Source organism: Trujillonella humicola (assembly GCF_046233715.1).
GTDB classification, from domain to species: Bacteria; Actinomycetota; Actinomycetes; order Mycobacteriales; family Geodermatophilaceae; genus Trujillonella; species Trujillonella humicola.
In genome coordinates, this window is the sequence record NZ_JBJNRJ010000023.1 from 1 (window position 1) to 24,238 (window position 24,238).

The window sequence follows — 24,238 nt, forward strand, 5'->3', positions numbered from 1 at the left end:
TGCAGACATCGTCGGACATCCGCCGACCGTCGTCCGCGTCTCCGCCTCACTCCGGTAGACACGCCGCAGCGATCCGCGGCCGTGCAGCTGTAGTACTAGATCGGGCGATGGCGTTGGCCGCCCCAAGTCGGCCGCTCAGAGGCACCCTCCCCCTGCCGGTGCGCAGGTGTGCGGGTGGACGAGCAAGTGCATCACGATGCCGGTCAGAGCCGGACGATGGGGCTGACCCAGCTCTTCGGGGGCCGCGCCGCGGGCGTCTGGCAACCGCGGCGCCGTGCTTGCCGGCGAGAAGCATCAGCAGGCAGGTAGAGGTCCCGCTAGGACAGCAGGTGCTCCACGGCGGCCTCGGCGTCGCGGATGCAGGCAGGGACGCCGACCCCCTCGTAGGCCGCGCCGGCCACCGTCAGCCCCGGCACGGCGGCCACCGCCGACCGGACGGCGGCGACCCGCTCCCGGTGCCCGACGAGGTACTGCGGCAGCCCGCCGCCCCAGCGGACGACCCGCGTGGCGACGGGCTCCGGCCGCGACAGCTGCAACAGGTCGGCGACGTCGGCGACCACCGCGGCGGCCAGGTCGTCGTCGCTGCGCTGCAGGTCCTCCTCCGCGCGGAACCGGCCCACCGACGAGCGCACGAGCAGGTGCCCGCCGGCCCCCGGCGCGAGGTGCGGCCACTTCGCCGAGGAGACGGTGACGCCCTTGACCAGCCGGCCGGTCACCGGCGGCACCAGCAGACCGGAGCCCGCGGCGACCTCCTGCGCGGGGAAGGCCATCGCCACCACGGCCATCGAGGCGTACGGGATGCCCTCGAGCGGCGCGACCGCGCCCGGCGCGACGCCGGCCAGCAGCCGGGCCGCCTTGGGCGCGGGCGCGGTGACCACGACGGCGTCGGCATGGAGCCGCTCCGGCGCCGCGGCCGGGCCGATCGCCAGCTCGAAGCCGCCGGCGGTGCGGGTGAGGCCGTGCGCGGGCGTGTGCAGCCGTACCCGCGCCCCGGAGGCGGCGACCAGCGCCCCGGGCAGCGAGCCGATGCCCTCGTCGAGGGTCACGAACAGCGGCGCGTCGGCGTCGAAGCGGCTGCGGGCACCGGCGTCGCGCGCGGCCGCGGCGGCGGCGAGCACCGAGCCGGCCGCCGGCAGGTGCGCGGCGAGCTGCGGCATGGTCGCGGCCAGGGACAGCTCGTCGGCGCGGCCCGCGTACACCCCGCCGAGCAGCGGCTCGACCAGCCGGTCGACGACCTCGTCGCCCAGCCGCTCGCGCAGCAGGGCGCCCACGGCGACGTCCCCCTCCAGGCGCAGCGGCGGCAGCTCCGCCTCCGCGGCCACCCGTGCGACGCCGTCCGCCGAGAGGACCCCGCCGAGACCCTCGGCCGAGGCGGGGACGCCGAGCACCGTCCCCGCCGGCAGCGGGAAGCGCCCCTCGGGCAGCACGACCGACGCCTGCGTGGTGGCCGGGCGCACCAGCCGGTCGGCCAGGCCGAGGCGCTCGACCAGCCGCACCGCCTCCGGCACCCGGGCGAGCATCGCCTCCGGGCCGGTGTCGTACCAGCGCCCGGCCAGCTCGACCCGGTCCAGCTTGCCCCCGATCCGGCCACCGGCCTCCAGCACGACGACCTCGTCGTCCGGCCGCCGCCGGTGCCACTCGAACGCGGCGGCCAGCCCGGTGATGCCGGCGCCGACGACGACGAGGCGGCGCGGGCCGGCGCTCACCGCGCCGACAGCTCGTGCACCAGCTCCACGACCCGGGTGAGGACGTCGGGGTCGGTGTCGGGCAGCACGCCGTGCCCGAGGTTGAACACGTGACCGCGGGCGGACCGGCCCTGCTCGACCACCCGGCGCACCTCCCGCTCGACCGTGTCGCGGTCGGCGAGCAGCACCGCCGGGTCGAGGTTGCCCTGCACCGAGCGGGTCGGCCCGATCCGGCGCACGGCCTCGTCCAGCGGCACCCGCCAGTCGACGCCGACCACGTCGGCGCCGGCGTCGCCGATCAGCGCGAGCAGCTCACCGGTGCCGACGCCGAAGTGGATCCGCGGCACGTCGCGGACACCCTGCTCGCGGTCGCCCAGGCCGTCGAACACCGCCCGCGAGTGCGGCAGCACCCGCTCGGCGTAGTCGGCCGCCGAGAGCACGCCGGCCCAGGAGTCGAACAGCTGCACCGCCGACGCGCCGGCGTCGATCTGGGTGCGCAGGAAGGTCGCGGCCGAGATCGCCAGCTTGTCCAGCAGCCGGCCCCACGCCTCGGGCTCGGCGTACATGAAGGCCTTGGTCCGGGCGTGCTCCTTGGAGGGACCGCCCTCGATGAGGTACGTGGCCAGGGTGAACGGCGCCCCGGCGAAGCCGATCAGCGGCGTCGGGCCGAGCTCGCCCACCAGCCGGTTGACGGCGGTGGCCAGGAACTCCAGCCGGTCGGGCTCCAGGTCCGGCAGCGCGTCGACGTCGGCCACCGAGCGCACCGGGTCGGCCACGACCGGGCCCACCCCCGGCTTGATCTCGATGTCGACGCCGGCGACGACCAGCGGCAGCACGATGTCGGAGAAGAGGATCGCGGCGTCCACGCCGTGCCGCCGGACCGGCTGCAGGGTGATCTCGGTGACCAGATCGGGGTCCTGGCAGGCCTCGAGCATCTTGGTGCCGGCCCGCAGCGACCGGTACTCCGGCAGCGACCGGCCGGCCTGGCGCATGAACCAGACCGGCGTCCGGCGGACCGGCAGCCCGCGGGCCGCGCGCACCAGGTCGGAGTCGGCAGGACTGGCGGCGGTACCGGCGGGGAGCGTCACGACCAGCGATCCTCCCAGACGGCGCCCGGCGCGTCGGACGCGCAGGGCAGACGTCGGGCGCCGCACGGACCTACCCTGCGAGCGTGGAGCCACGCAGCCTGGCCGCACGTCCCGGGGACGGTGCGGGGACCGGGGACGAGCCGCCGGCGCACTTCCGCGCCGCGCTCGACGCCCTGGCGGGTCTGCGGGGCCGGCCGGAGATCGTCGTCGAGCGGATCCCCGCCCCGCAGCGGCTCGCGCCCTGGGCGCACGCGCTCGGCGCCCGCATCGACGACCCGGAGGCCGCCGACCCCGACGATCCCGAGGAGATCGCCAGCGGCCGGTTCATCGTGCTGCACGACCCCGCCGGCCACGAGGCGTGGGACGGCACCACCCGCTGCGTCGGCTTCCTGTCCGCGGAGACCGACGAGCACCTGGTCGACGACGCCATGTTCTCCGAGGTGGCGTGGAGCTGGCTGACCGACGCCCTGGCCGACGCGGGCGCCACCTTCCACGCCCTCGGCGGCACGGTGACCCGCACGGCGTCGACGCGCTTCGGCGACCTCGCCGGGCCCGAGCACACCGTGGACGTCGAGATCCGCGCGTCCTGGACCGCGGAGGACACCGCCCTCGACCGGCACCTCGCCGCCTGGCTGGAGGTCCTCGGCAACGCCGCCGGCCTGCCGCCGCCGGGAGTGCACCTGCTGGGTCCCAGCGGACCGGCCGGGAGCGGGACTCTCTAACATCGGGAGGCCGGACAGACGACGACGAGGGCGAGAAGGTGACCCAGTCCTGAGCACCGAGCCCCTCGAGACCGGGCCCGCGATGGCCGCCGAGGCAGAGGAGACCGGTCCTCCCTCCGCCCCGCTGCTGGCTCCCCGCGACGGGCTCCCCCCGGTCGTCGACACCTCGACCGCGCTGGTGGAGTACGCCGAGGCGCTGCGCGCCGGCAGCGGTCCGGTGGCCGTCGACGCCGAGCGCGCGTCCGGCTACCGCTACGGGCAACGCGCCTACCTGGTGCAGCTGCGCCGGGCCGGGGCCGGCACCGGGTTGATCGACCCGGTCCCGCTGCCCGACCTCTCGGTCGTCCAGGAGGCCGTCGCCGACGCCGAGTGGGTGCTGCACGCCGCCAACCAGGACCTCCCCTGCCTGGCCGAGATCGGCCTGGTGCCGCGGCGGATCTTCGACACCGAGCTCGCCGCCCGGCTCGCCGGGCTGCCGCGGGTGGGGCTGGCCGCCGTCGTCGAGTCGCTGCTGGGCTACTCGCTGGTCAAGGGGCACTCGGCCGCCGACTGGAGCACCCGCCCGCTGCCGGAGGAGTGGCTGGTCTACGCGGCCCTGGACGTCGAGGTGCTCGTCGAGCTGCGCGACGCCCTGGCCGCGATCCTGGCGGAGCAGGGCAAGACCGAGTGGGCGCGGCAGGAGTTCGAGGCGGTGCTGGCCGCCGGGCCGCCGGCGCCGAAGGCGGATCCCTGGCGGCGGACCTCGGGCGTGCACGGCCTGCGCAGCCGCCGCCAGCTGGGGATGCTGCGCTCGCTGTGGCAGGCCCGCGACGACCTGGCCCGCCGGCGCGACATCGCCCCCGGCCGGGTGCTGCCCGACTCCGCGATGGTCTCCGCCGTGCAGGCCGACCCGCCGAACGAGGGCGCCCTGCTGGAGCTGCCGGTGTTCCGCGGCCGGGCCAACCGCAAGCTGGTGGGCACCTGGTTCGGCGCCCTGGCCCGCGGCCGGGCGCTGCCCGAGGAGGAGCTCCCGCCGCACAGCCGCCCCGGGGAGGGGCCGCCGCCGGTCAACCGGTGGGCCGACCGCGACCCGGCCGCGGCGACCCGGCTGCAGGTCGCCCGCGCCGGGCTGGCCGAGCTCTCGGCCAAGCACGACGTCCCGAGCGAGAACCTGCTCTCCCCCGATCTGGTGCGCCGGCTCGCGTGGAGCCCTCCCGAGCCGCGCGACACCACCGCCGTCGCCGAGGCGCTGCGCGCCGGCGGGGCCCGCGAGTGGCAGATCGAGCTGACCGGCGACCTGCTGACCGACGCCGTCAACCGCGCCTGACCGGCCGAGCCCGGCGGTCAGCCGGGCCCGGCGGTCCGAGCCCCGGCGGTCGGCCGGGCCCGGCCGCCGGGCGCACCGTCAGAGCCGCTGCGCCAGCCGGTGGTAGGCCGCACTCCAGCGCAGCTCCTGGGCCAGGCTGCGGCGGGTGGTCCCGGCGTCGATGAGCACCAGCTCGGTGGCGAAGACCTCGGCGAGGTCGGTGAGCTCGTCGGCACCGAGCTGGGTGGTCAGCACGGTGTGGTGCGGTCCCCCGGCGGTGAGCCACCCCTCGGTGGCGGTGGCGAAGTCCGGCCGCGGCTCCCAGACCGCCCGGGCGACGGGCAGGTTCGGCAGCGGCGCCGACGGGGCGACCACGTCGATCTCGTTGGCCACCCAGCGGAACCGGTCACCGAGATCGCACCAGCCGACGACGACGCCCGCGCCCGGGGCCGCGTCGAACACCAGCCGCGCGGGGTCCTCGCGGCCGCCGATCGACAGCGGGTGCACCTCCACCCGCGGCCGCCCGTCGGCGATGGTCGGGCAGACCTCGAGCATGTGCGCGCCCAGGATCCGCGGGGTGCCGGTGAGGTCGTAGGTGTAGTCCTCCATGAACGACGTCCCGCCGGGCAGGCCCCGCCCGGCCACCTTGAGCGTGTGCAGGAGGACGGCGGTCTTCCAGTCGCCCTCGCCGCCGAACCCGTACCCGTCGGCCATCAGCCGCTGCACGGCCAGACCGGGGAGCTGGCGCAGCCCGCCGAGGTCCTCGAAGTTCGTGGTGAACGCGCCGAACCCACCCTCGGTGAGGAACCGCCGCAGCGCCGCCTCGACGCGGGCCTGGTAGCGGACGGCCTCGTGCTTCGGGCCGCCCGGCCGGGCCTCGGGCTCGAACTCGTAGAGGTCGCCGTACTCGGCGACGAGCGCGTCGACCGCCTGCTCCTCCACGGCCTCGACGACCGCGACGAGGTCGTTGACCCCCCAGGTGTTGACCGAGACGCCGAAGCGGATCTGCGCCTCGACCTTGTCGCCCTCGGTGACGGCGACCTCGCGCATGTTGTCGCCGAACCGGGCCAGCTTCAGGTCCCGCACCGCGGCGGCGGCGGCAGCCGCACGGGCCCACGAGCCGATCCGGGCCCGCACCCGCGGGTCCTCCACGTGGCCGGCCACCGTGGTCCGCGGCATCCGCAGCCGGGTGAGCACGAAGCCGTACTCCCGGTCGCCGTGCGCGGCCTGGTTGAGGTTCATGAAGTCCATGTCGATCGTCGCCCACGGCAGGGCGGCGTCGGCCTGGGTGTGCAGGTGCAGCAGCGGCTTGCGCAGCGCGTCGAGGCCGGCGATCCACATCTTCGCGGGGCTGAACGTGTGCATCCACGTGATGACGCCCAGGCACGCCGGGTCCTCGTTGGCCTGGCCCATCACGCGGCGGATCGCGGCCGGGTCGGTCAGCACCGGCTTCCACACCACGCGGACCGGCACCTCGCCGGCCTGCTCGAGGGCATCGGCGACCCGGCGGGACTGCTCGGCGACCTGCTGCAGCGTCTCCTCGCCGTAGAGGCCCTGGCTGCCGGTGAGGAACCAGACCTCCGAGCCGGCGAACGGGTCCCCGTCGCCGGGAGTGGTGCCGGGGGCGGCGCTGACGTCGGTGCTCACGGTCGTCCTCACTGTCCGTAGACGTTCTGGTAGCGGGTCCAGCAGGCGTCGACGTCCGCCGTCCGCATCGGGATCGGCTCGCCGAGCTGGCGAGCCAGGTGCACGGTGCGCGCGACGTCCTCGGTCATCACCGCGGCCTTGACCGCGGCCCGGGCCGAGGACCCGATCGTGAACACCCCGTGGTTCTGCATGAGGACCGCCGGCGACCGCGAGCCCGACAGCGTCGCCACCACGGCGCGGCCGATGGAGTCGTCTCCGATCAGCGCGAACTGCCCGACCGGGATCGGCCCGCCGAACTCGTCGGCCATCGCCGTGAGCACGCAGGGGATCTCCTCGCCCCGCGCGGCCCACGCCGTGGCGTACGGGCTGTGCGTGTGCACCTGCCCGTTCACCTCGGGCTTGTGCCGGTAGACGTAGGCGTGCGCGTCGGTGTCGCTACTGGGCTTCATGAGCCCGTCGACCGGGTTCCCGTCCAGGTCGCAGACGGTGATGCCCTGCCAGGTCAGCTCGTCGTAGGAGACGCCGCTGCCCTTGATCACGAACAGGTCCTCGCCGGGCACCCGCTCGGACACGTTCCCCGACGTCCAGGTCACCAGCTCGCTGCGCACCAGCTCCCGGTGCAGCACGGCGACGTGCTCGCGCTGGGCGCGGTGGGTCCCCCGCTCGGTGCGGGTGGGGGTGGCGGTCATCTCCGGCTGCTCCTCGGTCGGGTCGTGCGGCGTGAGAGGTGGTCGACGGGGTGGGTCACAGGCTCGTCACGGCGGCCCGCTCCACCGCGAGCCCGGCCACGTACCGCTGCACGAAGGCGTCGAACCCGGCCACGTCGTCGGGATCCGGCTCGGCCGTGCGCAGCTCGGCGCCGGCGAACACCTCGGCGCCGAGGTACTCGGCGAGGCCCTGCCCCGGCGCGCGGCGGAGGGCGAAGGCGGCCAGGACGGCGATCCCCCAGGCGCCGCCCTCGGCGGCGACGTCCCCGACGGACACGGGCGTGTCGATCGCGGCGGCCAGGAAGCGCTGCCCCACGCCCTCGGTGCGGAACAGGCCACCGTGGGCGAACATCCGGTCCAGCCGCACTCCCTCGGTCTTCTGCAGGACGTCCATGCCGATCCGCAGCGTCGCGAGGGCCGCGAACAGGTGCGTGCGCATGAACGTGGCGAGGTCGAACCGGCTGCCCGGGGACCGGACGAACAGCGGCCGCCCCTCCTCGAGGCCGGTGATCGGCTCGCCCGACAGGTAGTTGTAGGCCAGCAGCCCCCCGCCGTCCGGGGCACCGTCGAGCGCGGCGCGGAACAGGACCCCGAAGACCGATGCCGGGTCGGCGTCGGCACCCAGCGCGCGGGCGAACTCGGCGAACAGCCCGGCCCAGGCGTCGATCTCGCTGGCCCCGTTGTTGCAGTGCACCATCGCGACCGGATCGCCGGCCGGGGTGGTGACGAGGTCGATCTCGCGGTGCATGCCGGTGAGGTCCCGCTCGAGCACGACCATGGCGAAGATGCTGGTCCCGGCGGAGACGTTGCCGGTGCGCGGGGCGACGGAGTTGGTGGCGACCATGCCCGTGCCCGCGTCCCCCTCGGGCGGGCACAGCGGGGTGCCCGGGCGCAGCAGCCGCCCGGTCGGGTCCAGCAGCGCGGCGCCCTCGGCGGTGAGCTGGCCGGCCCGCTCGCCGGCGACGGCGATCCGGGGCAGCAGGCCCGCGAGGTCCAGCGCCACCCCGGCCTCGGCGGCCAGCCGGCCGAACCGGTCGAGCATCGGCGCCGACCAGCCGCCGGTGCCCGCGTCGATCGGGAACATGCCGCTGGCGTCACCGATGCCCAGGACCTGCTCGCCGGTGAGCTGCCAGTGGACGTACCCGGCCAGGGTCGTCAGGTGCCCGAGCCGGCCGACGTGCTCCTCGCCGTCGAGGATCGCCTGGTACAGGTGCGCGACGCTCCACCGGTGCGGGATGTTCACGCCGAACTCCGCGCTCAGCCGCTCCGCCGAGGGGCCCGTGTCGGTGTTCCGCCAGGTGCGGAACGGGGTGAGCAGCTGCCCCTCGGCGTCGAATGCCAGGTACCCGTGCATCATCGCCGACACGCCGAGCGCGCCGACTCCCGCGAGCTCCACGCCGGATCGCCGCCGCACGTCCTCCGCCAGCGCCGCGACGCTCTCCTGCACCCCGGCCCAGACTGCCTCGAGCGGGTAGGTCCAGCGCCGGTCGACGAACTGGTTCTCCCAGTCCGAACTGCCCACCGCGAGGGGCGTGTGGTCCGGGCCCACGAGGACCGCCTTGATCCGGGTCGAACCCAGCTCGATGCCGAGGGCCGTGCGGCCCTCGCCGATCGCTGCGGCGGCCTCGGTCGTCATCGTCGGTCCCTCTCTCGGCAGTCCGCGGCGGATCCCGTCCCGGCGGTCCGCCCGGTGTACGGCACCCGGAGCCGCCCGGACCCGGCGGCTCGGCACGGCCGGACGGCGGACCACGGCTGCTCGCGGTGGGTGGATGTTAGCGCTAACAGGAGACCGGCTCACCGGGCGGCCGGTGCACTCCGGCCCCTCGGCGGACCGGTGCTCGAGCGGACCAGGAGCTCGGCGGGGACGGCCTCGGGGTGCGGCTGCTCCCCGCGCAGCCGCGCCAGGACGGTCTCCACGGCCCGGCGTCCCAGTTCGGCGAAGTCCTGCCGGACCGTGGTGAGCGGCGGGGTGAAGTACGGCGCCTCGGGCAGGTCGTCGAAGCCGACGACGCTGATGTCGCCGGGGGCGTCCAGCCCGTCCTCGTGGAAGGCGGCGAGCAGCCCCAGGGCCATCTGGTCGTTGGCGAGGAAGACGGCGGTGATCTCCTCACCACCGCGCACACGAGCGGCCAGGTCGCGTCCCACCGCGTACCCGGACGCGGGCGTCCAGTCGCCGGCGAGGTGCTGCGGGACCGGCGCGCCGGCGGCCCGCAGTTCCGTGTGCCAGCCGATCACGCGGTCGCGGGCCTCCTTGGAGTCCGGCGGACCGGTGACGTGGTGCACGGTCCGGTGCCCGAGGTCGAGCAGGTGACGGGTGGCGAGCCGCGCACCGGCGACCTGGTCGACGCCCACCGCCGGCTCCTCCACGGCGCCGCCGCTCTGCACGGTGACCAGGGGCACCGGGGTGTGCACGTGGTGCAGGGCCTCGGCGGCGGCGTCGTAGGTCGCCTGCGCCAGCACGGCGTCGACCGACTGGCCGACGAGCCGGTCCACCGCCGAGCGCACCGCGTCCGCCGTGGCCTCGTCGAGCACGGACACGCTGAGCGAGTAACCGGCCGCCCGGGCGGCCTGCTCCAGCCCGACGAGGGTCTGGGCGGGCCCGTACTGGTTGATGTTGACGGTGACGAAGCCGAACGTCCGCATCGATCCGGTCACCAGGGCCCGGGCCGCCGTGTTCGGGCGGTACCCCAGCTCCCGGATGACCTGCTCCACCCGCTCGCGGGTGTGCGGGGCGACGTTGGGGTGCCCGTTGACCACGCGGGACACGGTCTGGTGGGAGACCCCTGCCCGCGCGGCGACGTCCGACATGGCCAGCGCCCGGGGTGCGGTGTCCGGCTGCACGGTCCCCCTCCCTCCACGTCGGTGCGACCGGGCGACCGCCCGGCGCGGGTCCTGGCCGGGTGGCTGCACGAACGCACCGCGCAGCCACCCGGCCGGTGTCAGCGGGAGGCCCCGGCCCGCCGCTTGTTGTACACGTCGAACGCGACGGCCAGGAGCAGGACCAGACCCTTGATCACCGACTGGACCGACTGGTCGACCCCCATGAGCTGCATGCCGTTGCTCATGACGGCCATGATCAGGCCGCCCACCATGGCACCGATGACCGTCCCGACACCGCCGGTCACGGCGGCGCCGCCGATGAAGGCCGCGGCGATGGCGTCGAGCTCGAACATCTGGCCGGCGCTGGGCTGCGCACCGTTGGAGCGGGAGGAGAAGACGACGCCGGCGATGGCGGCGAGGAAGCCCATGTTCACGAAGATCCAGAAGTTGACCGCGCGGACCTTCACGCCCGAGAGCGTCGCCGCGGCCAGGTTCCCGCCGATGGCGTACACCTGGCGGCCGAAGACGGTCCGCTTGGTGATGACGCTGTAGGTCAGGATCAGCACCGCCAGGATGATCAGCACGATCGGCAGCCCGCGAGCGTGGGCCAGCTGCCAGGCGAAGGCCATGACCACGGCGCCCACGAGCACGATCTTGAGGGCGAACAGCGGGAAGGACTCGACCGGCTGCTGGTACTTGATCCGGGCGGTGCGGGTGCGCCAGTTGCTCACCGCGTAGCCGACCACGGCGATGGCGCCGATCAGCAGCGTGAACGCGTCGTAGCCGTTGCCGCCGAGCAACCCGTTGAGGAACCCGCTGGCGATCCTCCCGTACTCGCGCGGGAAGGGGGACAGCGAGATGTTGTCCAGCACCTGCAGGGTCAGGCCGCGGAACAGCAGCATGCCGGCGAGGGTCACGATGAACGCCGGGATCCCGACGTAGGCCACCCAGAACCCCTGCCACGCACCGATCAGGAGGCCGACGCCGATCGCGGCGAGGACCCCCACCCACCACGGGAGCCCCTGCCGGATCACCAGGACCGCGGAGACCGACCCGGTCAGCGCGACCACCGAGCCGACCGACAGGTCGATGTGCCCGCCGATGATCACGATGACCATGCCGATCGCGAGGATCAGGATGTAGCTGTACTGCAGGACGATGTTGGTGACGTTGCCCGGCGACAGCGAGGTGCCGTCGGTCAGGATCGCGAAGAGCGCGACGATGACCACGAAGGCGACGTAGATGCCGCTCTGGCGCAGGTTGCTGGTCAGCAGCGTGCGGACGTCGCTGGTGCCGGTGCGCAACGCGACGGCGGGGGCGACGTCCTTGGGCTCGGTCGCCGACGTGGCCTCGGGCTCCGACGACGGGGGCACGGTCCTGGTCATGCCGCGAGCTCCTTCTCCTTGGTCATGAGCTCCATCAGGTTCTCCTGGGTGGCCTGCGCGACCGGGACCTCACCGGTGATCCGGCCCGCCGACAGGGTGTAGATGCGGTCGCAGATGCCGAGCAGCTCGGGCAGCTCGGAGGAGATGACCAGCACCGCCTTCCCGGCGGCGACCAGCCGGTTGATGATCGTGTAGATCTCGTACTTCGCCCCGACGTCGATCCCGCGGGTGGGCTCGTCGAGGATCAGCACCTCGGGATCGGTGTACAGCCACTTGGACAGCACGACCTTCTGCTGGTTGCCGCCCGAGAGCTTGCCGACGACGGCGGTGACGCTCGGCGCCTTGATGTTCATGTCGCGCCGGTAGCCCTCGGCGACCTTCACCTCCTCGTTGCCGTTGACGAAGCCGTTGGTGGCGAGCTTCCCCAGCGCGGCGGCGGAGACGTTGCGGCGGATGTCCTCGATGAGGTTGAGCCCGTAGTGCTTGCGGTCCTCGGTCGCGTACGCGATCCCCGCGTCGATCGCCTCGGCGACGTTGCGCGGACGGACCTCCCGGCCGTGGACGAACATCCGGCCGGTGATGTTGCGGCCGTACGCCCGCCCGAAGACGCTCATCGCCAGCTCGGTGCGCCCGGCTCCCATGAGGCCGGCGATGCCGACGACCTCCCCGGCCCGGACGGTGAAGCCGGCGTTCTCGACGACCTTGCGGTCCTGCGTCGGGTGCCAGACCGTCCAGTCCTCGACCCGGAGCACCTCCTCACCGGGGTGCGACTCGCGCTCGGGGTAGTAGCTCTCCAGGTCGCGGCCGACCATCCCCCGGATGATGCGGTCCTGGGTCACCTCGCCGGCGCTCAGGCTCAGCGTCTCGACCGTCTGCCCGTCCCGGATGACGGTCACGTTGTCGGAGACGGCGGTGATCTCGTTCAGCTTGTGCGAGATCATGATGCAGGTGATGCCGCGGTCGCGGAGCCGGCGGAGCAGGCCCAGCAGGTGCTCGGAGTCGGTGTCGTTCAGCGCCGCGGTGGGCTCGTCGAGGATCAGCAGGCGCACGTCCTTGGACAGCGCCTTGGCGATCTCGACCAGCTGCTGCTTGCCCACGCCGAGCTGGCCGACCGGGGTGACCGGGCTCTCGTCCAGCCCGACCGACCGCAGCAGCTCACCGGCCTCGGCGTTGGCCCGGTTCCAGTCGATGAGACCGCCGCGCCCCCGCCGCTCGTTGCCCAGGAAGATGTTCTCGGCGATCGACAGGTACGGGACCAGGGCGAGCTCCTGGTGGATGATCACGATGCCGACGTGCTCGCTGTCGCGGATGCCGTTGAAGGTCACCGGCTGACCGTCGAAGACGATCTCGCCGTCGTAGCTGCCGGTCGGGTAGACGCCCGAGAGGACCTTCATCAGGGTCGACTTGCCGGCGCCGTTCTCACCGCAGATCGCGTGGATCTCGCCGCGGCGGACCGCCAGGTTGACGTTCTCCAGCGCCTTGACGCCGGGGAAGGTCTTGGTGATGGAGCGCATCTGCAGGATGTGGTCGTCCATGGGACCTCGTCGTCCTGTCGTCGGCGCGTCGGGGGCGCCGCGTGGGGTGGAGCGGATGTGCGCCGGCCTGCGGTGGCGCGTCGGGCTCTCGTTCGAGCGCCGGTGGGGCCGGCCGGGCCCGGCAGCTGCGCGCTACCGGGCCCGGCCGGGTCGTGGGGCGGAGGTCAGTCCGCCTGGCCGCTGGCGACCTCGTCGGCGGTCCAGTAGCCGGTGTCGACCAGCTCCGCCTGGATGTCGTCGGCGAAGACGGTCACGACCGGCAGCAGGTAGGACGGGACGACCTTGACGCCGTTGTCGTACGTCTCGGTGTCGTTGGCCTCCGGCTCGTCACCCTCGGCGAACGCCTGGGCGGCGGCGACGGCCTGCTCGGCCAGCAGACGGGTGTCCTTGAAGATCGTCGAGCTCTGGACGCCGTCCTGGATCAGCTTGACCGAGGCGATCTCGGCGTCCTGACCGGTCACGATCGGCATCGGGTTCGCCGCGTCGGTCGTCGGCCCGTAGCCGGCGTTCTCCAGCGCGGTGATGATGCCGCGGGACAGGCCGTCGTAGGGCGAGAGGACGCCGTCGACCCGGGAGCCGTCGTTGTACGTGGAGGTCAGCAGGTCCTCCATGCGGCGCTGCGCCGTCTCCTGCTGCCAGCGCAGGATCGCCACCTGCTGGATGGAGGTCTGGCCGGACTTGACGACCAGCGTCCCGTCGTCGATCAGCGGCTGCAGGACCGACATGGCGCCGTCGAAGAAGAAGAAGGCGTTGTTGTCGTCCAGCGAGCCGGCGAACAGCTCGATGTTGAACGGACCCGTCGCGGTCCCCGGGGAACCGTCCTCGTTCTGCAGCCCGAGCCCGCGCAGCAGCGCGTTCGCCTGCGCCACGCCGACCTCGAAGTTGTCGAAGGTGACGTAGAAGTCGACGTTCTCGCTGTCGCGGATCAGCCGGTCGTAGGAGATGACCGGGATGTCGTTGGCCGCCGCGTTCTCCAGCTGGCCCGCCAGGGCGGTGCCGTCGATCGCCGCGATGATCAGGATGTCGGCACCCTCGGTGATCATCTGGTCGATCTGCTGGGACTGGGTCGGGATGTCGTCGTTGGCGTACTGCAGGTCGACCTCGTAGCCGGCGGCCTCGAGCTGCTCCTGCACGTTCTCGCCGTCGGCGATCCACCGCTCCGACGTCTGGGTCGGCATCGAGACGCCGATGGTGAGGTCGTCGGTGTCGCCGCTGCCGGCGCCCCCGCTCCCGCCCGCACCTTCGCCGCCGCACGCCGCCAGCGTCAGTGCCAGGGTGGCACCGAGGGCCGTGAAGCCGAGCCTTCTACCCACGTGATCTCCTCCTCGAGATGTCTGCGCGCTCGACCGGGCGCAGGCTCGTCACCGCACGAGCAGAGCAAGTGTGAGCGCTAACACCGGTGTCCCGTCAAGTCCCCGCAGCCATCCGATAGTCACGGTCTCGTAACGCGACCGTCACCACCCGCGCCCGCCCCTCCGATCGGCCCCGGCCGGCGACGCGACACCTCCCCGCACAGGGGGGCGGACACGGCGCCCCGGCTCGACCCGGCGGTTACCGGCGGGTAACTTGAGGGGCGCCTCCCCGGCTCCGGGTGGGCTCCGACTCCTGCGGAGGTCCTGTGACATCGGAAGAGCGGCGGCCACGCTCGCTGCGCGAGGTCGTCTTCGTCGACGGCGTCCGCACCCCCTTCGGCAAGGCCGGCCCGAAGGGCATCTACGCCGAGACCCGCGCCGACGACCTCGTCGTCCGCGTGATCCGCGAGCTCCTGCGACGCAACCCGTCGCTGCCGGCCGGGCGGGTCGACGAGGTGGCCATCGCCGCCACCACGCAGACCGGCGACCAGGGCCTCACCATCGGGCGGACCGCCGCCCTGCTGGCCGGGCTGCCGAAGTCGGTGCCCGGCTACGCCATCGACCGCATGTGCGCCGGCGCCATGACCGCCGTGACCACCACCGCCAGCGGGATCGCGTTCGGCGCCTACGACGTCGCCATCGCCGGCGGCGTCGAGCACATGGGCCGCCACCCCATGGGCGAGGGCGTCGACCCCAACCCGCGGATCGTCAGCGAGAAGCTCGTCGACCCCTCCGCGCTGGTCATGGGGTCCACCGCCGAGAACCTGCACGACCGCTTCCCGCACCTGACCAGGGAGCGCGCCGACGCGTTCGCCCTGGCCAGCCAGCAGAAGTACGCCAAGGCCGTCGCCAACGGCCAGATCGGCCCGGAGCTGGTGCCGATGGCGACCCGCAGCCAGGAGAGCGGCTGGGGCCTCGCGACCGTCGACGAGCCGCCGCGGCCCGGCACCACGCTGGAGCAGCTCGGCGGCCTGAAGACGCCGTTCCGCCCGCACGGGCACGTGACCGCCGGCAACGCCGCGGGTCTCAACGACGGCGCCACCGGCTGCCTGCTCGCCGCCGAGGACGTCGCCGAGGAGCTCGGGCTGCACGTCGGCATGCGGCTGGTCGGCTACGGCTTCGTGGGCGTCGAGCCCGAGGTCATGGGCATCGGCCCGGTCCCCTCGACCGAGCGCGCGCTGGCCCGCACCGGCCTGACCATCGACGACATCGGCCTGTTCGAGCTGAACGAGGCGTTCGCCATCCAGGTGCTCGCCTTCCTCGACCACTTCGGCATCGCCGACGACGACGAGCGGGTCAACCCGTGGGGCGGCGCCATCGCCGTCGGCCACCCGCTGGCCTCCTCCGGCGTCCGGCTCATGACGCAGCTATCCCGCCAGTTCGCCGAGCGCCCCGACGTCCGCTACGGCCTCACCGCGATGTGCGTGGGCCTGGGCATGGGCGCGTCCGTGATCTGGGAGAACCCGAACTGGGAGGGGTTCCAGAAGTGAGCACCGCAGTCTTCGAGAACGAGGTCGTGACCCACGCCCGGGTCCGGTTCCTGACCCACCCGGGCCTGTCCGGGGAGATCGCGCTGATCACCCTGGACAACGGGCACGACCACACCCGGCCCTCGACCTTCGGCCCGGGCGGGCTCGCGTCCCTGGACGCCGCCCTCGACGAGATCGCGGCGCGCACCCCGGCCCCGGCGGCCACCGCCGTCACGGGCAAGCCGTTCATCTTCGCCGTGGGCGCCGACCTCTCCGGCGTCCCGTCGGTGACCTCGGCCGAGCAGGCGCGGGAGATCGCCGAGACCGGCCACCGGGTGTTCCGGCGGCTCAAGGACTCGGCGATCCCGACGTTCGCGTTCGTCAACGGCGTGGCGCTGGGCGGCGGCCTGGAGCTGGCGCTGCACTGCCACTACCGGACGATCAGCGGCGGCGCGGCCGTCGCCTTCCCCGAGGCCTTCCTCGGGCTGGTCCCCGGCTGGGGCGGCACCCAGCTGCTGCCGGACCTCATCGGCATCGACCCGGCCGTGACGATCATCGTCGAGAACGCGCTGGCGCAGAACAAGATGACCCCGGGCCCGAAGGCCGCGAAGCTCGGCATCGCCGACGCGCTGTTCGAGCCGGCCGACTTCCTCGAGCGCTCGCTCGAGTGGGCCGTCGGGGTGCTCGACGGCTCGGTGACGGTCACCCGCCCCGAGGTCGACCGCTCCGGGTGGGACGCCGCGATCGAGCGGGCCCGGGCGATCGTCGCCGGGCGCACCCGGAACGCCTCCCCCGGCGCCGTCCGCTCGGTCGACCTGCTCGACCTGGCGCGCCACGGCGTGGACGCCGAGGCGTTCACCGCCGGGACGGCGGCGGAGGACGACGCGCTCACCGAGCTGCTGATGAGCGACCCGCTGCGGGCCTCGCTCTACTCGTTCGACCTGGTCAACAAGCGCGCGAAGCGGCCGGCCGGTGCGCCGGACAAGGCACTCGCCCGCAAGGTCACCAAGGTCGGCGTCGTCGGCGCCGGGCTGATGGCCTCGCAGCTGGCGATGCTGTTCGTCCGCCAGCTGAAGGTGCCGGTCGTGCTGACCGACATCGACCAGGCGCGCGTGGACAAGGGTGTGTCCTACGTCCACGGCGAGCTCGACAAGCTGGCCGCCCGCGGCCGGCTGAGCCCCGATCGGCTCAACCAGCTCAAGGGCCTGGTCACCGGCTCGCTGTCCAAGGACGTCTTCGCCGACGCCGACCTCGTGATCGAGGCCGTCTTCGAGGAGATGTCGGTCAAGCAGCAGGTGTTCGCCGAGCTCGAGGCGATCGTGTCGCCGGAGTGCGTGCTGGCCACCAACACCTCGGCGCTGTCGGTGACCGAGATGGCCTCGAAGCTGGAGCACCCGGAGCGGGTCGTCGGCCTGCACTTCTTCAACCCGGTCGCCGTCCTCCCACTGCTGGAGGTGGTCCGCGCCGAGCGGACCGACGACGCATCGCTGGCCACCGCCTTCGCCGTCGGGAGGTCGCTGAAGAAGTCCTGCGTGCTCGTCGCGGACGCCCCGGCGTTCGTCGTCAACCGGCTGCTCACCCGGTTCCTGGGCGAGGTCACCGCGTCGGTGGAGCAGGGCACCCCGGTGGCCGTCGCCGACCGCGCGCTGGACCCGCTGGGCCTGCCGATGACGCCGTTCGAGCTGCTCACGCTCGTCGGCCCGGCGGTGGCACTGCACGTCGCGGAGCGCATGCACGAGGCGTTCCCCGACCGGTTCTCCGTCGGCGAGGGCCTGCGGAAGATGGTCGAGCTGGGCAAGACCAGCGTCTACAGCGAGCCGGGCGTCGTCGACCCCGACCTGGCGGGCATCGATGCCGGCGACTCCCCGCTCACCGAGGAGCAGGTGCGCGACCGGGCCGTCGAGGCCCTGGCGCAGGAGATCCGGCTCATGCTGGACGAGGGCGTCGTTCAGGCGGTGCAGGACATCGACCTGTGCATGATCCTCGGCGCGGGCTGGCCGTTCTGGCTGGGCGGCATCTCGGCCTACCTGGACCGGACCGGCGTCTCGGAGAAGGTCACCGGGTCGCGGTTCCTGCCGGAGGGTGTCGCCTCGCTCCCGGCATAGCGCACCGCACGGACCACGACGGCCCGGGCTCCTCAGCGTCGAGGAGCCCGGGCCGTCGTCCGTCGTCGGGCACGCGGGGCACCCGCGGAGCCGCCCGCCCGCGCCCGGTGCCGCGGTACGTCGGTCACCGCCGCCCCGCAGCGCGGCACCCGCGCCGGCACGGCGGCACCGCCGCCGTGCCGGCGGAGGGCGTCACTGCTGGGCGCCGTCCACCGGCTCGGCGACGCGGTCCTCGGAGCGGTCGGCGAGCACGGCGGCCCACTCCACGACCCGCCGCGCCACGTCCTGCTCGGTGAGCCCGGCGTCGGCGAGCACCTGACCGCGGCTGCCGTGGTCGAAGAACTGCTGCGGCAGACCCAGGGTCCGCACCGGGACGTCGCACTGCCGGTCCTGCAGCACCTGGCTGAGCGTCGTCCCCACGCCGCCGGCCCGCCCGCCGTCCTCCACGGTGACGACGAGCCGGTACCCCGCCGCCAGCGTCGCCAGGTCGTCGGAGACCGGCAGCACCCACCGCGGGTCGACGACCGTGACGTCGACCCCGTGGTCGGCGGCGCGCTCGGCCACCGCCAGGCACATCGGCACCATCGAGCCGACGGCGACCAGCAGCACGTCGCGGCGCTCGCCGCGCCGCATCACGTCGACCGGACCGCGACGCTCCAGCGCCGGCAGGTCCGGGGGCAGCACGCCCTTGGGGAAGCGGACGACGGTCGGGCCGTCGGCCACCGCGACCGCCTCGCGCAGCGCCTCGCGCAGGGTCGCCTCGTCCCGCGGCGCCGCGAGCCGCAGGCCGGGCACGACCGACAGGATCGACATGTCCCACATGCCGTTGTGCGAGGCGCCGTCGTCACCGGTGACGCCCGCCCGGTCGAGGACGACGGTGACCGGCTGGCGGTGCAGCGCGACGTCCATGAGCAGCTGGTCGAACGCCCGGTTGAGGAACGTCGAGTAGACGGCGACCACCGGGTGCAGGCCCGCCATCGCCATCCCGGCGGCGGAGGTGAGCGCGTGCTGCTCGGCGATGCCGACGTCGAAGGTCCGCTCGGGGAAGCGCTCGGCGAAGGGCGCAAGCCCGGTCGGGTGCAGCATCGCGGCGGTGACCGCGACGACATCGGGCCGCTCGCCACCGATCCGCACCAGCTCGTCGGCGAAGGCGTCGGTCCAGGCCAGCCCGGTCTTGCGCACGGCCGCGCCGCTGTCGGGGTCGAACACCCCGGTGGCGTGCCAGGCGTCGACCTGGTCGGTCTCGGCCGGCGGGTACCCGTAGCCCTTGGTCGTGACCGCGTGCACGATGACCGGCCCACCGAACGAGCGGGCGCGCCTCAGCGCCGACTCGAGCACCTCGACGTCGTGCCCGTCGACCGGGCCGACGTACTTCAGCCCGAGGTCCTCGAACATCCCCTGCGGCGACAGGACGTCCTTGAGGCCCTTCTTGATGGCGTGCAGCGCGTCGTACAGCGCCGAGCCGAGCACCGGGGCCCGGTGCAGCGCGTGCCGGACCTGGAGCAGCGCCTGCTCGTAGCCCGGGCGCAGCCGCAGGGTGGCCAGCGCGTCGGCGACCCCGCCGATCGTCGGCGAGTAGGAGCGGCCGTTGTCGTTGACCACGATGACCACCGACCGGTCGGGGGCCGCGGCGATGTTGTTCAGCGCCTCCCACGACATGCCGCCGGTGAGCGCGCCGTCCCCGACGACGGCGACGACGGGCCGGGCGTCGCCGCGGACGGCGAAGGCCTTGGCCAGGCCGTCGGCGTAGGACAGGGCTGTGGAGGCGTGGCTGTTCTCCACCCAGTCGTGCTCGCTCTCGGCGCGGCTGGGGTAACCCGACAGCCCGCCGCGCTGGCGCAGCCGCTCGAAACCGTCGACCCGCCCGGTGAGCATCTTGTGCACGTAGGACTGGTGGCCGGTGTCGAAGACGATCGGCTCGCGCGGTGACTCGAACACCCGGTGCAGCGCGATGGTCAGCTCGACCGCGCCGAGGTTGGGGCCGAGGTGGCCACCGGTGCGGGCGACGCTGGTGACCAGGGCGTCGCGGATCTCCGCGGCCAGCGCGGGCAGCTGGTCGGCGGGCAGGCCCCGGAGGTCGGCGGGACCGCGGAGCGAGCTCAGGAGCGACACGGGGTGGCCAGCGTCCTCTCGGTGGGCGGCGGGATGCGGGGCAGCGCGGGCAACACAGCGGCCGCCGGCGCCCACTGTATCCGCGTACGACCCTGACTTCCGGTCGAGCGGGACGGTCGGATGCGGGTCACACCCCCCGCTCGCTACAGCCGCGGTACCCAGCGCTCCCCCCGCAGCGCCGCTGCCACGACCGCCACACCGCGCGCCGCCGCGGCCAGGCGGGCCCCCTCCCGCTCGTAGGCGGTCATCGCCGCCTCCATCGCGTCGGCGGGCAGGTGGTCGGCCAGTTCGACCCGCACGGTCCGCCAGCCCGCGCGCGCCGCCTCGAGCCCCGCGGTCACGTGGTCGGCGGCGAAGCGGGCGAGCAGCACGGGGTACTGCCGCAGCACCTCGTGCGCGCGGTAGTCCGGCGGCACGAGGTCGAACAGCCACGCCACCGCCGTCCGCTCCCAGTCGGGGGCACCCGGCGGCCGCACGTCCGCGGGCCACCCCGGCGGCAGGCGATCACGGGCGGCGTCCACCCCACCATCCTGCCGCATCCGTCGAACGGGTGTTCGACGGGCGGGCGCGGACCGGCTAGGGAACCGGTCGCTTGAGCCAGAACTGCTCGAAGCCCCAGGTGCCGGCACCGCTGGAGTGGTAGCTGACCAGCTCCCACCCCTCGCTGCCGAGGCGGTTGAGGACCGAGCTCGTGTCCCCCGCCTGCCGTTCCAGCGTCCCGCCGGGGAGCTTGACGCTCACCCCTGCCCGCTGCGACTGCGCGTCGTTGGCCGTGATGACCGAGGCGTACTCCCAGGTGGTCACCCCTCGACCGTAGTCGTCGGCGCCCTCCGGCCCGGCACCGCCCGCGGTCAGGCGGCCGGTTCCAGCAGGGCCACGCACTCCACGTGGTGGGTCATCGGGAAGGCGTCGAAGGCCCGGACCGCGCTCAGCGCCCATCCCGCGCCGGCGAAGGCCGCGACGTCCCGGGCCAGCGCGGCCGGGTCGCACGCCACGTAGACGACGGCCCGGGCGCCGGACCCGGCCAGCACCCGGCAGACGGCCGGTCCGGCACCGGCCCGCGGCGGGTCGAGCACCACCACCGACGGGGCGCCGCCGAGCTCGCGCAGCAGGTCCGCGAGCCCCGGGGCGTCCACCTCGCCCTGCCAGACCTCCGCCTGGGGCGAGCCGGCGAGGTTGGCCTCCGCGGCCGCGCAGGCGCCCTCGTCGGCCTCCACGCACACGACCCGGCCACCCGCGCCCACCGCGGGCGCCAGCGCCCCGCCGAACAGCCCGGCACCGGCGTACAGGTCCAGGACGGTCTCGCCCGGCTGCACGCGGGCGAACCCGGAGACGGCGTCCACCAGCGCGTCCGCGGCACCGGGGTGCACCTGCCAGAAGCCGGTGCCCTCGACCTCCCAGTCCCGGCCGCCGGCCGAGCGGGCGGCGCGCGCCACGGGCTCCGCGGGCAGGTCTCCCCCGGGCCGCAGCACCCGGGACGACGTCGGCACGCCGCGCCGGTCCAGCCGGGTCGTCGTCACCGCGCCGGTCGCGTCGACGGCCACGTCCACCGCGCCGGCACCGGGCCAGCGGCGGTGCAGCACCGCCGCCGCGGCGGACTCGATCGTGATCGGGCAGTCGTCGAGCAGCACCAGGTCGTGCGAGCGGTGCCGGCGCAGCCCGGCCGCCCCGGCGCGGTCGACGGCGAACCGTGCCCGGGAGCGCCACCGCAGCGGCCCGCCCGGCAGCTCCTCCACCTGCAGCCCGGTGACGAGCGGGTCTGCGCCGAGACCGGCCAGCCGGCCCAGCTGCTCCCGGACGACGTCGGCCTTGAGCCGGTGCTGCTCGGCGAAGGCGACGTGCTGCCAGTCGCACCCGCCGCAGCGGCCCGGGCCGCTGTACGGGCACGGCCGCGGCACCCGGTGCGGCGAGGCCTCGAGCACCTCGACGGCGTCGGCCCGGCAGAAGCCGGGTTGCCGGTCCTCGGTGACCTCGGCGACCACCCGCTCCCCCGGCAGCGCGTGCCGGACGAACACCACGCGTCCCTCGTGCCGGGCCACGCAGTGCCCGCCGTGCGCGACCGGACCGACCTCGACCTCGAGCCGTCGCCCGGCCCACCCGAGTCCCCGGTCCCGCTCCGGCCGGCGCGTCACCCGACCGGCCCCCTGCAGGGGCCCGCCGCGAGCGCGCGAGCGGTGGGGGGAACGGGGTCCTCCACGGGGTCCTTCACCCATAGGGCGTGACGTCGGCGTCGTCGGTGATGCCCCGGCGCAGGTCCCCGGGCGCGGGGCCGCCGCGGCGGCCGTCGTCGTGGTCGCGCCCGACCGAGCTCTCCAGCTGCCAGGGCACGGTCGTGATCATCACGCCCGGCTGGAACTGCAGGCGGGCACGCAGCCGCAGCGCGCTCTGGTTGTGCAGCAGGTTCTCCCACCAGTGACCGACCACGTACTGCGGCACGAACACCACCACCAGCTCGCGCGGGCTCCTGCGCCGGATCGCCTTCACGTAGTCGACCACCGGCCGGGTGATCTCCCGGTACGGCGACTCCAGCACGGTGAGCGGCACCGGGATGTCGTAGCGCTCCCAGTCCGACTGCAGCCCGCGCAGCTCGGCGTCGTCGACGTTGACGGTGAGCGCCGTCAGGACGTCCGGGCGGGTGGCGCGCGCGAAGGCCAGCGCGCGCAGCGTCGGCTTGTGCACCTTGGACACGAGCACGATGGCGTGCACCTTGCTCGGCAGCATGCGCGCGTCGGTGTCGGGCACCAGCTGCTCGGACACGTTCGAGTAATGCCGGTTGATCGCCCGCATCAGCAGGAACAGCACCGGCATCACGAGCAGCACCAGCCAGGCGCCCCGGGTGAACTTGGTGACGATGATGATCAGCAGCACGATGCTGGTGAGCGACCCACCCACGGCGTTGATCGTCTGCGAGCGGCGGATGCGCCGGCGGACGGCCTGGTCGGTCTCGGCGCGCAGCTCGCGGTTCCAGTGCCGGACCATGCCCCACTGGCCGATGCTGAAGCTGGTGAAGACGCCGACGATGTACATCTGGATCAGCCGGTTGACGTCGGCGTCGAACGCCCAGATCAGCAGGATCGCGGCGCCGGCCAGCAGCAGGATGCCGTTGCTGTAGGCCAGCTTGTCGCCGCGGGTGTGCAGCTGCCGCGGCATGAACCGGTCCTGGGCGAGCACGTTGCCCAGCAGCGGGAAGCCGTTGAAGGCGGTGTTGGCGGCGAGCACGAGGATCAGCGCCGTCGCGGCCTGCACGTAGAAGAAGCCGACGGAGGTGTCCCCGCCGAAGACGGCCGCCGCGAGCTGCGCGATGACCGTCCGCTGCGGCTCGGTCTCGCAGTTCGTGAAGCCCTCGAGGTCGCAGGGGTGCTCGGCGTACCGGACGTCGGCCAGCAGCGCCAGCGCGGTCACCCCGGCGAACATCGTGGCGGCGATGCCACCCATGAGCGCCAGCGTGGTGGCCGCGTTCCTGCCCTTGGGCGGGCGGAAGGCGGGGACGCCGTTGGCGATGGCCTCCACGCCGGTCAACGCGGTGCAGCCCGAGGCGAAGGCGCGCAACGCGAAGAAGACCAGCGCCAGGCCGGCGAGGTTCTCGTAGCCGGGCTCGGGGGTGATGCTCCAGCCCGCGCTCTCGGCCACCACCGGGTCGTCGGTGAAGAAGTACCGGATCAGGCCCGTGACGATCATGACCATGATCCCGGTGATGAACAGGTACGTCGGGACGGCGAACGTCTTGCCCGACTCCCGCAGGCCGCGCAGGTTCGCCGCCGCCAGGATCGCGACCAGCCCGAGCGCGATCGCCATCCGGTGCTCGTTCAGCGCCGGGAAGGCGGAGATGATGTTGTCCGTGCCGGCCGACACCGACACCGCCACGGTGAGCACGTAGTCGACGAGCAGCGCGCTGGCCACGGTCAGGCCGGCGAAGCGCCCGTGGTTCTTGATCGCGACCTCGTAGTCGCCGCCGCCGGAGGGGTAGGCACGCACCACCTGGCGGTAGGACAGGACGACGGTCACCAGCAGGATCACGACGCCCACGGCCAGCCACGGGGCCAGGAAGAGGAACGCCGTCCCCGCGAGGGTCAGGACGATCAGCACCTCCTGGGTGGCGTAGGCCACCGAGGACAGCGGGTCGCTGGCGAAGATCGGCAGGGCCAGGTGCTTGGGCAGCAGCGACTCGCCGGCGCGATCGCTGCGGATCGGGCGCCCCAGGACGAGCCGTTTCGGGAGTTGTCCGAGGTCGGACAGCGATGGCACGGCGGCGATGGTACGGACGGCGAGGCCCCCTGCGTCCGGGCACCGCCCGTGAGAGGGAGGACACCGCCGCGGGGAGCTCCC

Annotated in this window: 18 protein-coding genes; 4 read left to right on the forward strand and 14 right to left on the reverse strand. The window is 74.0% G+C overall.

Annotated features, from left to right (window positions below; all coding sequences use genetic code 11):
- Positions 1–317: 317 nt before the first annotated feature.
- Both hemG and hemE read right to left on the reverse strand, forming a co-directional pair.
- The gene (hemG, locus tag ACK586_RS13210; protein ID WP_409330948.1) at positions 318–1,706 is read right to left on the reverse strand and encodes a protoporphyrinogen oxidase; all 1,389 of its coding nucleotides are present in this window, start codon (positions 1,704–1,706) and stop codon (positions 318–320) included.
- Complete coding sequence (gene hemE / locus ACK586_RS13215; protein WP_409330949.1) at positions 1,703–2,773, reverse strand: uroporphyrinogen decarboxylase; 1,071 nt, start codon at positions 2,771–2,773, stop codon at positions 1,703–1,705. The genes hemG and hemE overlap by 4 nt, the downstream gene beginning before the upstream one ends.
- 83 nt (positions 2,774–2,856) lie before the next feature.
- On the opposite strand from hemE, the gene ACK586_RS13220 reads away from it, so the two are divergent.
- A complete protein-coding gene (locus ACK586_RS13220; RefSeq protein WP_409330950.1) occupies positions 2,857–3,495 on the forward strand; it encodes a DUF3000 domain-containing protein in 639 nt (212 codons plus the stop codon).
- 82 nt (positions 3,496–3,577) lie between these two features.
- Positions 3,578–4,801 (forward strand): HRDC domain-containing protein, encoded by a 1,224-nt coding sequence (locus ACK586_RS13225; protein ID WP_409330951.1) that lies wholly within the window; start codon positions 3,578–3,580, stop codon positions 4,799–4,801.
- A 78-nt stretch (positions 4,802–4,879) separates the two neighbouring features.
- Here the strand turns inward: ACK586_RS13225 and araA are convergent, their stop codons facing one another.
- The 7 genes from araA to chvE form a co-directional block, all read right to left on the reverse strand.
- Positions 4,880–6,427 carry an L-arabinose isomerase gene (araA, locus tag ACK586_RS13230; protein ID WP_409330952.1) on the reverse strand — a complete coding sequence of 516 codons (1,548 nt, stop codon included), beginning with the start codon at positions 6,425–6,427 and terminating at the stop codon, positions 4,880–4,882.
- Positions 6,428–6,435: 8 nt separating this feature from the next.
- On the reverse strand, positions 6,436–7,116 hold the full coding sequence (locus ACK586_RS13235; RefSeq protein WP_409330953.1) for an L-ribulose-5-phosphate 4-epimerase: 681 nt from the start codon (positions 7,114–7,116) through the stop codon (positions 6,436–6,438).
- Between the two features lie 55 nt (positions 7,117–7,171).
- Entirely contained in the window at positions 7,172–8,770 is a 1,599-nt protein-coding gene (locus ACK586_RS13240; protein WP_409330954.1) for a xylulokinase, read from the reverse strand.
- Positions 8,771–8,928: 158 nt separating this feature from the next.
- Complete coding sequence (locus ACK586_RS13245; protein ID WP_409330955.1) at positions 8,929–9,975, reverse strand: LacI family DNA-binding transcriptional regulator; 1,047 nt, start codon at positions 9,973–9,975, stop codon at positions 8,929–8,931.
- A gap of 98 nt (positions 9,976–10,073) precedes the next feature.
- Entirely contained in the window at positions 10,074–11,339 is a 1,266-nt protein-coding gene (gene mmsB, locus ACK586_RS13250; RefSeq protein ID WP_409330956.1) for a multiple monosaccharide ABC transporter permease, read from the reverse strand.
- Entirely contained in the window at positions 11,336–12,874 is a 1,539-nt protein-coding gene (gene mmsA / locus ACK586_RS13255; protein WP_409330957.1) for a multiple monosaccharide ABC transporter ATP-binding protein, read from the reverse strand. The genes mmsB and mmsA overlap by 4 nt, the downstream gene beginning before the upstream one ends.
- A 164-nt stretch (positions 12,875–13,038) precedes the next feature.
- The gene (chvE, locus tag ACK586_RS13260; protein ID WP_409330958.1) at positions 13,039–14,187 is read right to left on the reverse strand and encodes a multiple monosaccharide ABC transporter substrate-binding protein; all 1,149 of its coding nucleotides are present in this window, start codon (positions 14,185–14,187) and stop codon (positions 13,039–13,041) included.
- A 305-nt stretch (positions 14,188–14,492) separates the two neighbouring features.
- On the opposite strand from chvE, the gene ACK586_RS13265 reads away from it, so the two are divergent.
- Both ACK586_RS13265 and ACK586_RS13270 read left to right on the forward strand, forming a co-directional pair.
- Positions 14,493–15,716, forward strand: coding sequence for a thiolase family protein (locus ACK586_RS13265; RefSeq protein WP_409330959.1), 1,224 nt, complete (start codon positions 14,493–14,495; stop codon positions 15,714–15,716).
- Complete coding sequence (locus ACK586_RS13270) at positions 15,713–17,800, forward strand: 3-hydroxyacyl-CoA dehydrogenase NAD-binding domain-containing protein (protein ID WP_409330960.1); 2,088 nt, start codon at positions 15,713–15,715, stop codon at positions 17,798–17,800. The genes ACK586_RS13265 and ACK586_RS13270 overlap by 4 nt, the downstream gene beginning before the upstream one ends.
- A 192-nt stretch (positions 17,801–17,992) precedes the next feature.
- On the opposite strand, the gene dxs is transcribed toward ACK586_RS13270, so the two are convergent.
- From dxs to ACK586_RS13295, 5 genes are all read right to left on the reverse strand, one after another.
- Entirely contained in the window at positions 17,993–19,912 is a 1,920-nt protein-coding gene (gene dxs / locus ACK586_RS13275) for a 1-deoxy-D-xylulose-5-phosphate synthase (RefSeq protein WP_409330961.1), read from the reverse strand.
- A gap of 143 nt (positions 19,913–20,055) precedes the next feature.
- Positions 20,056–20,433, reverse strand: coding sequence for a hypothetical protein (locus tag ACK586_RS13280; protein ID WP_409330962.1), 378 nt, complete (start codon positions 20,431–20,433; stop codon positions 20,056–20,058).
- Between the two features lie 55 nt (positions 20,434–20,488).
- Positions 20,489–20,716: a DUF4177 domain-containing protein gene (locus tag ACK586_RS13285; RefSeq protein ID WP_409330963.1), complete on the reverse strand. Its 228-nt coding sequence runs from the start codon at positions 20,714–20,716 to the stop codon at positions 20,489–20,491.
- Between the two features lie 47 nt (positions 20,717–20,763).
- Positions 20,764–22,044: a class I SAM-dependent RNA methyltransferase gene (locus ACK586_RS13290; RefSeq protein WP_409330964.1), complete on the reverse strand. Its 1,281-nt coding sequence runs from the start codon at positions 22,042–22,044 to the stop codon at positions 20,764–20,766.
- A 73-nt stretch (positions 22,045–22,117) separates the two neighbouring features.
- The gene (locus ACK586_RS13295; protein WP_409330965.1) at positions 22,118–24,157 is read right to left on the reverse strand and encodes an APC family permease; all 2,040 of its coding nucleotides are present in this window, start codon (positions 24,155–24,157) and stop codon (positions 22,118–22,120) included.
- Positions 24,158–24,238 lie beyond the last annotated feature (81 nt).

Coding starts and splice junctions, on each gene's coding strand:
- ACK586_RS13225 (WP_409330951.1), top strand. CDS start 3,578: ATGGCCGCCGAGGCAGAGGAGACCGGTCCTCCCTCCGCCCCGCTGCTG.
- ACK586_RS13235 (WP_409330953.1), bottom strand. CDS start 7,116: ATGACCGCCACCCCCACCCGCACCGAGCGGGGGACCCACCGCGCCCAG.
- ACK586_RS13240 (WP_409330954.1), bottom strand. CDS start 8,770: ATGACGACCGAGGCCGCCGCAGCGATCGGCGAGGGCCGCACGGCCCTC.
- mmsB (WP_409330956.1), bottom strand. CDS start 11,339: ATGACCAGGACCGTGCCCCCGTCGTCGGAGCCCGAGGCCACGTCGGCG.
- mmsA (WP_409330957.1), bottom strand. CDS start 12,874: ATGGACGACCACATCCTGCAGATGCGCTCCATCACCAAGACCTTCCCC.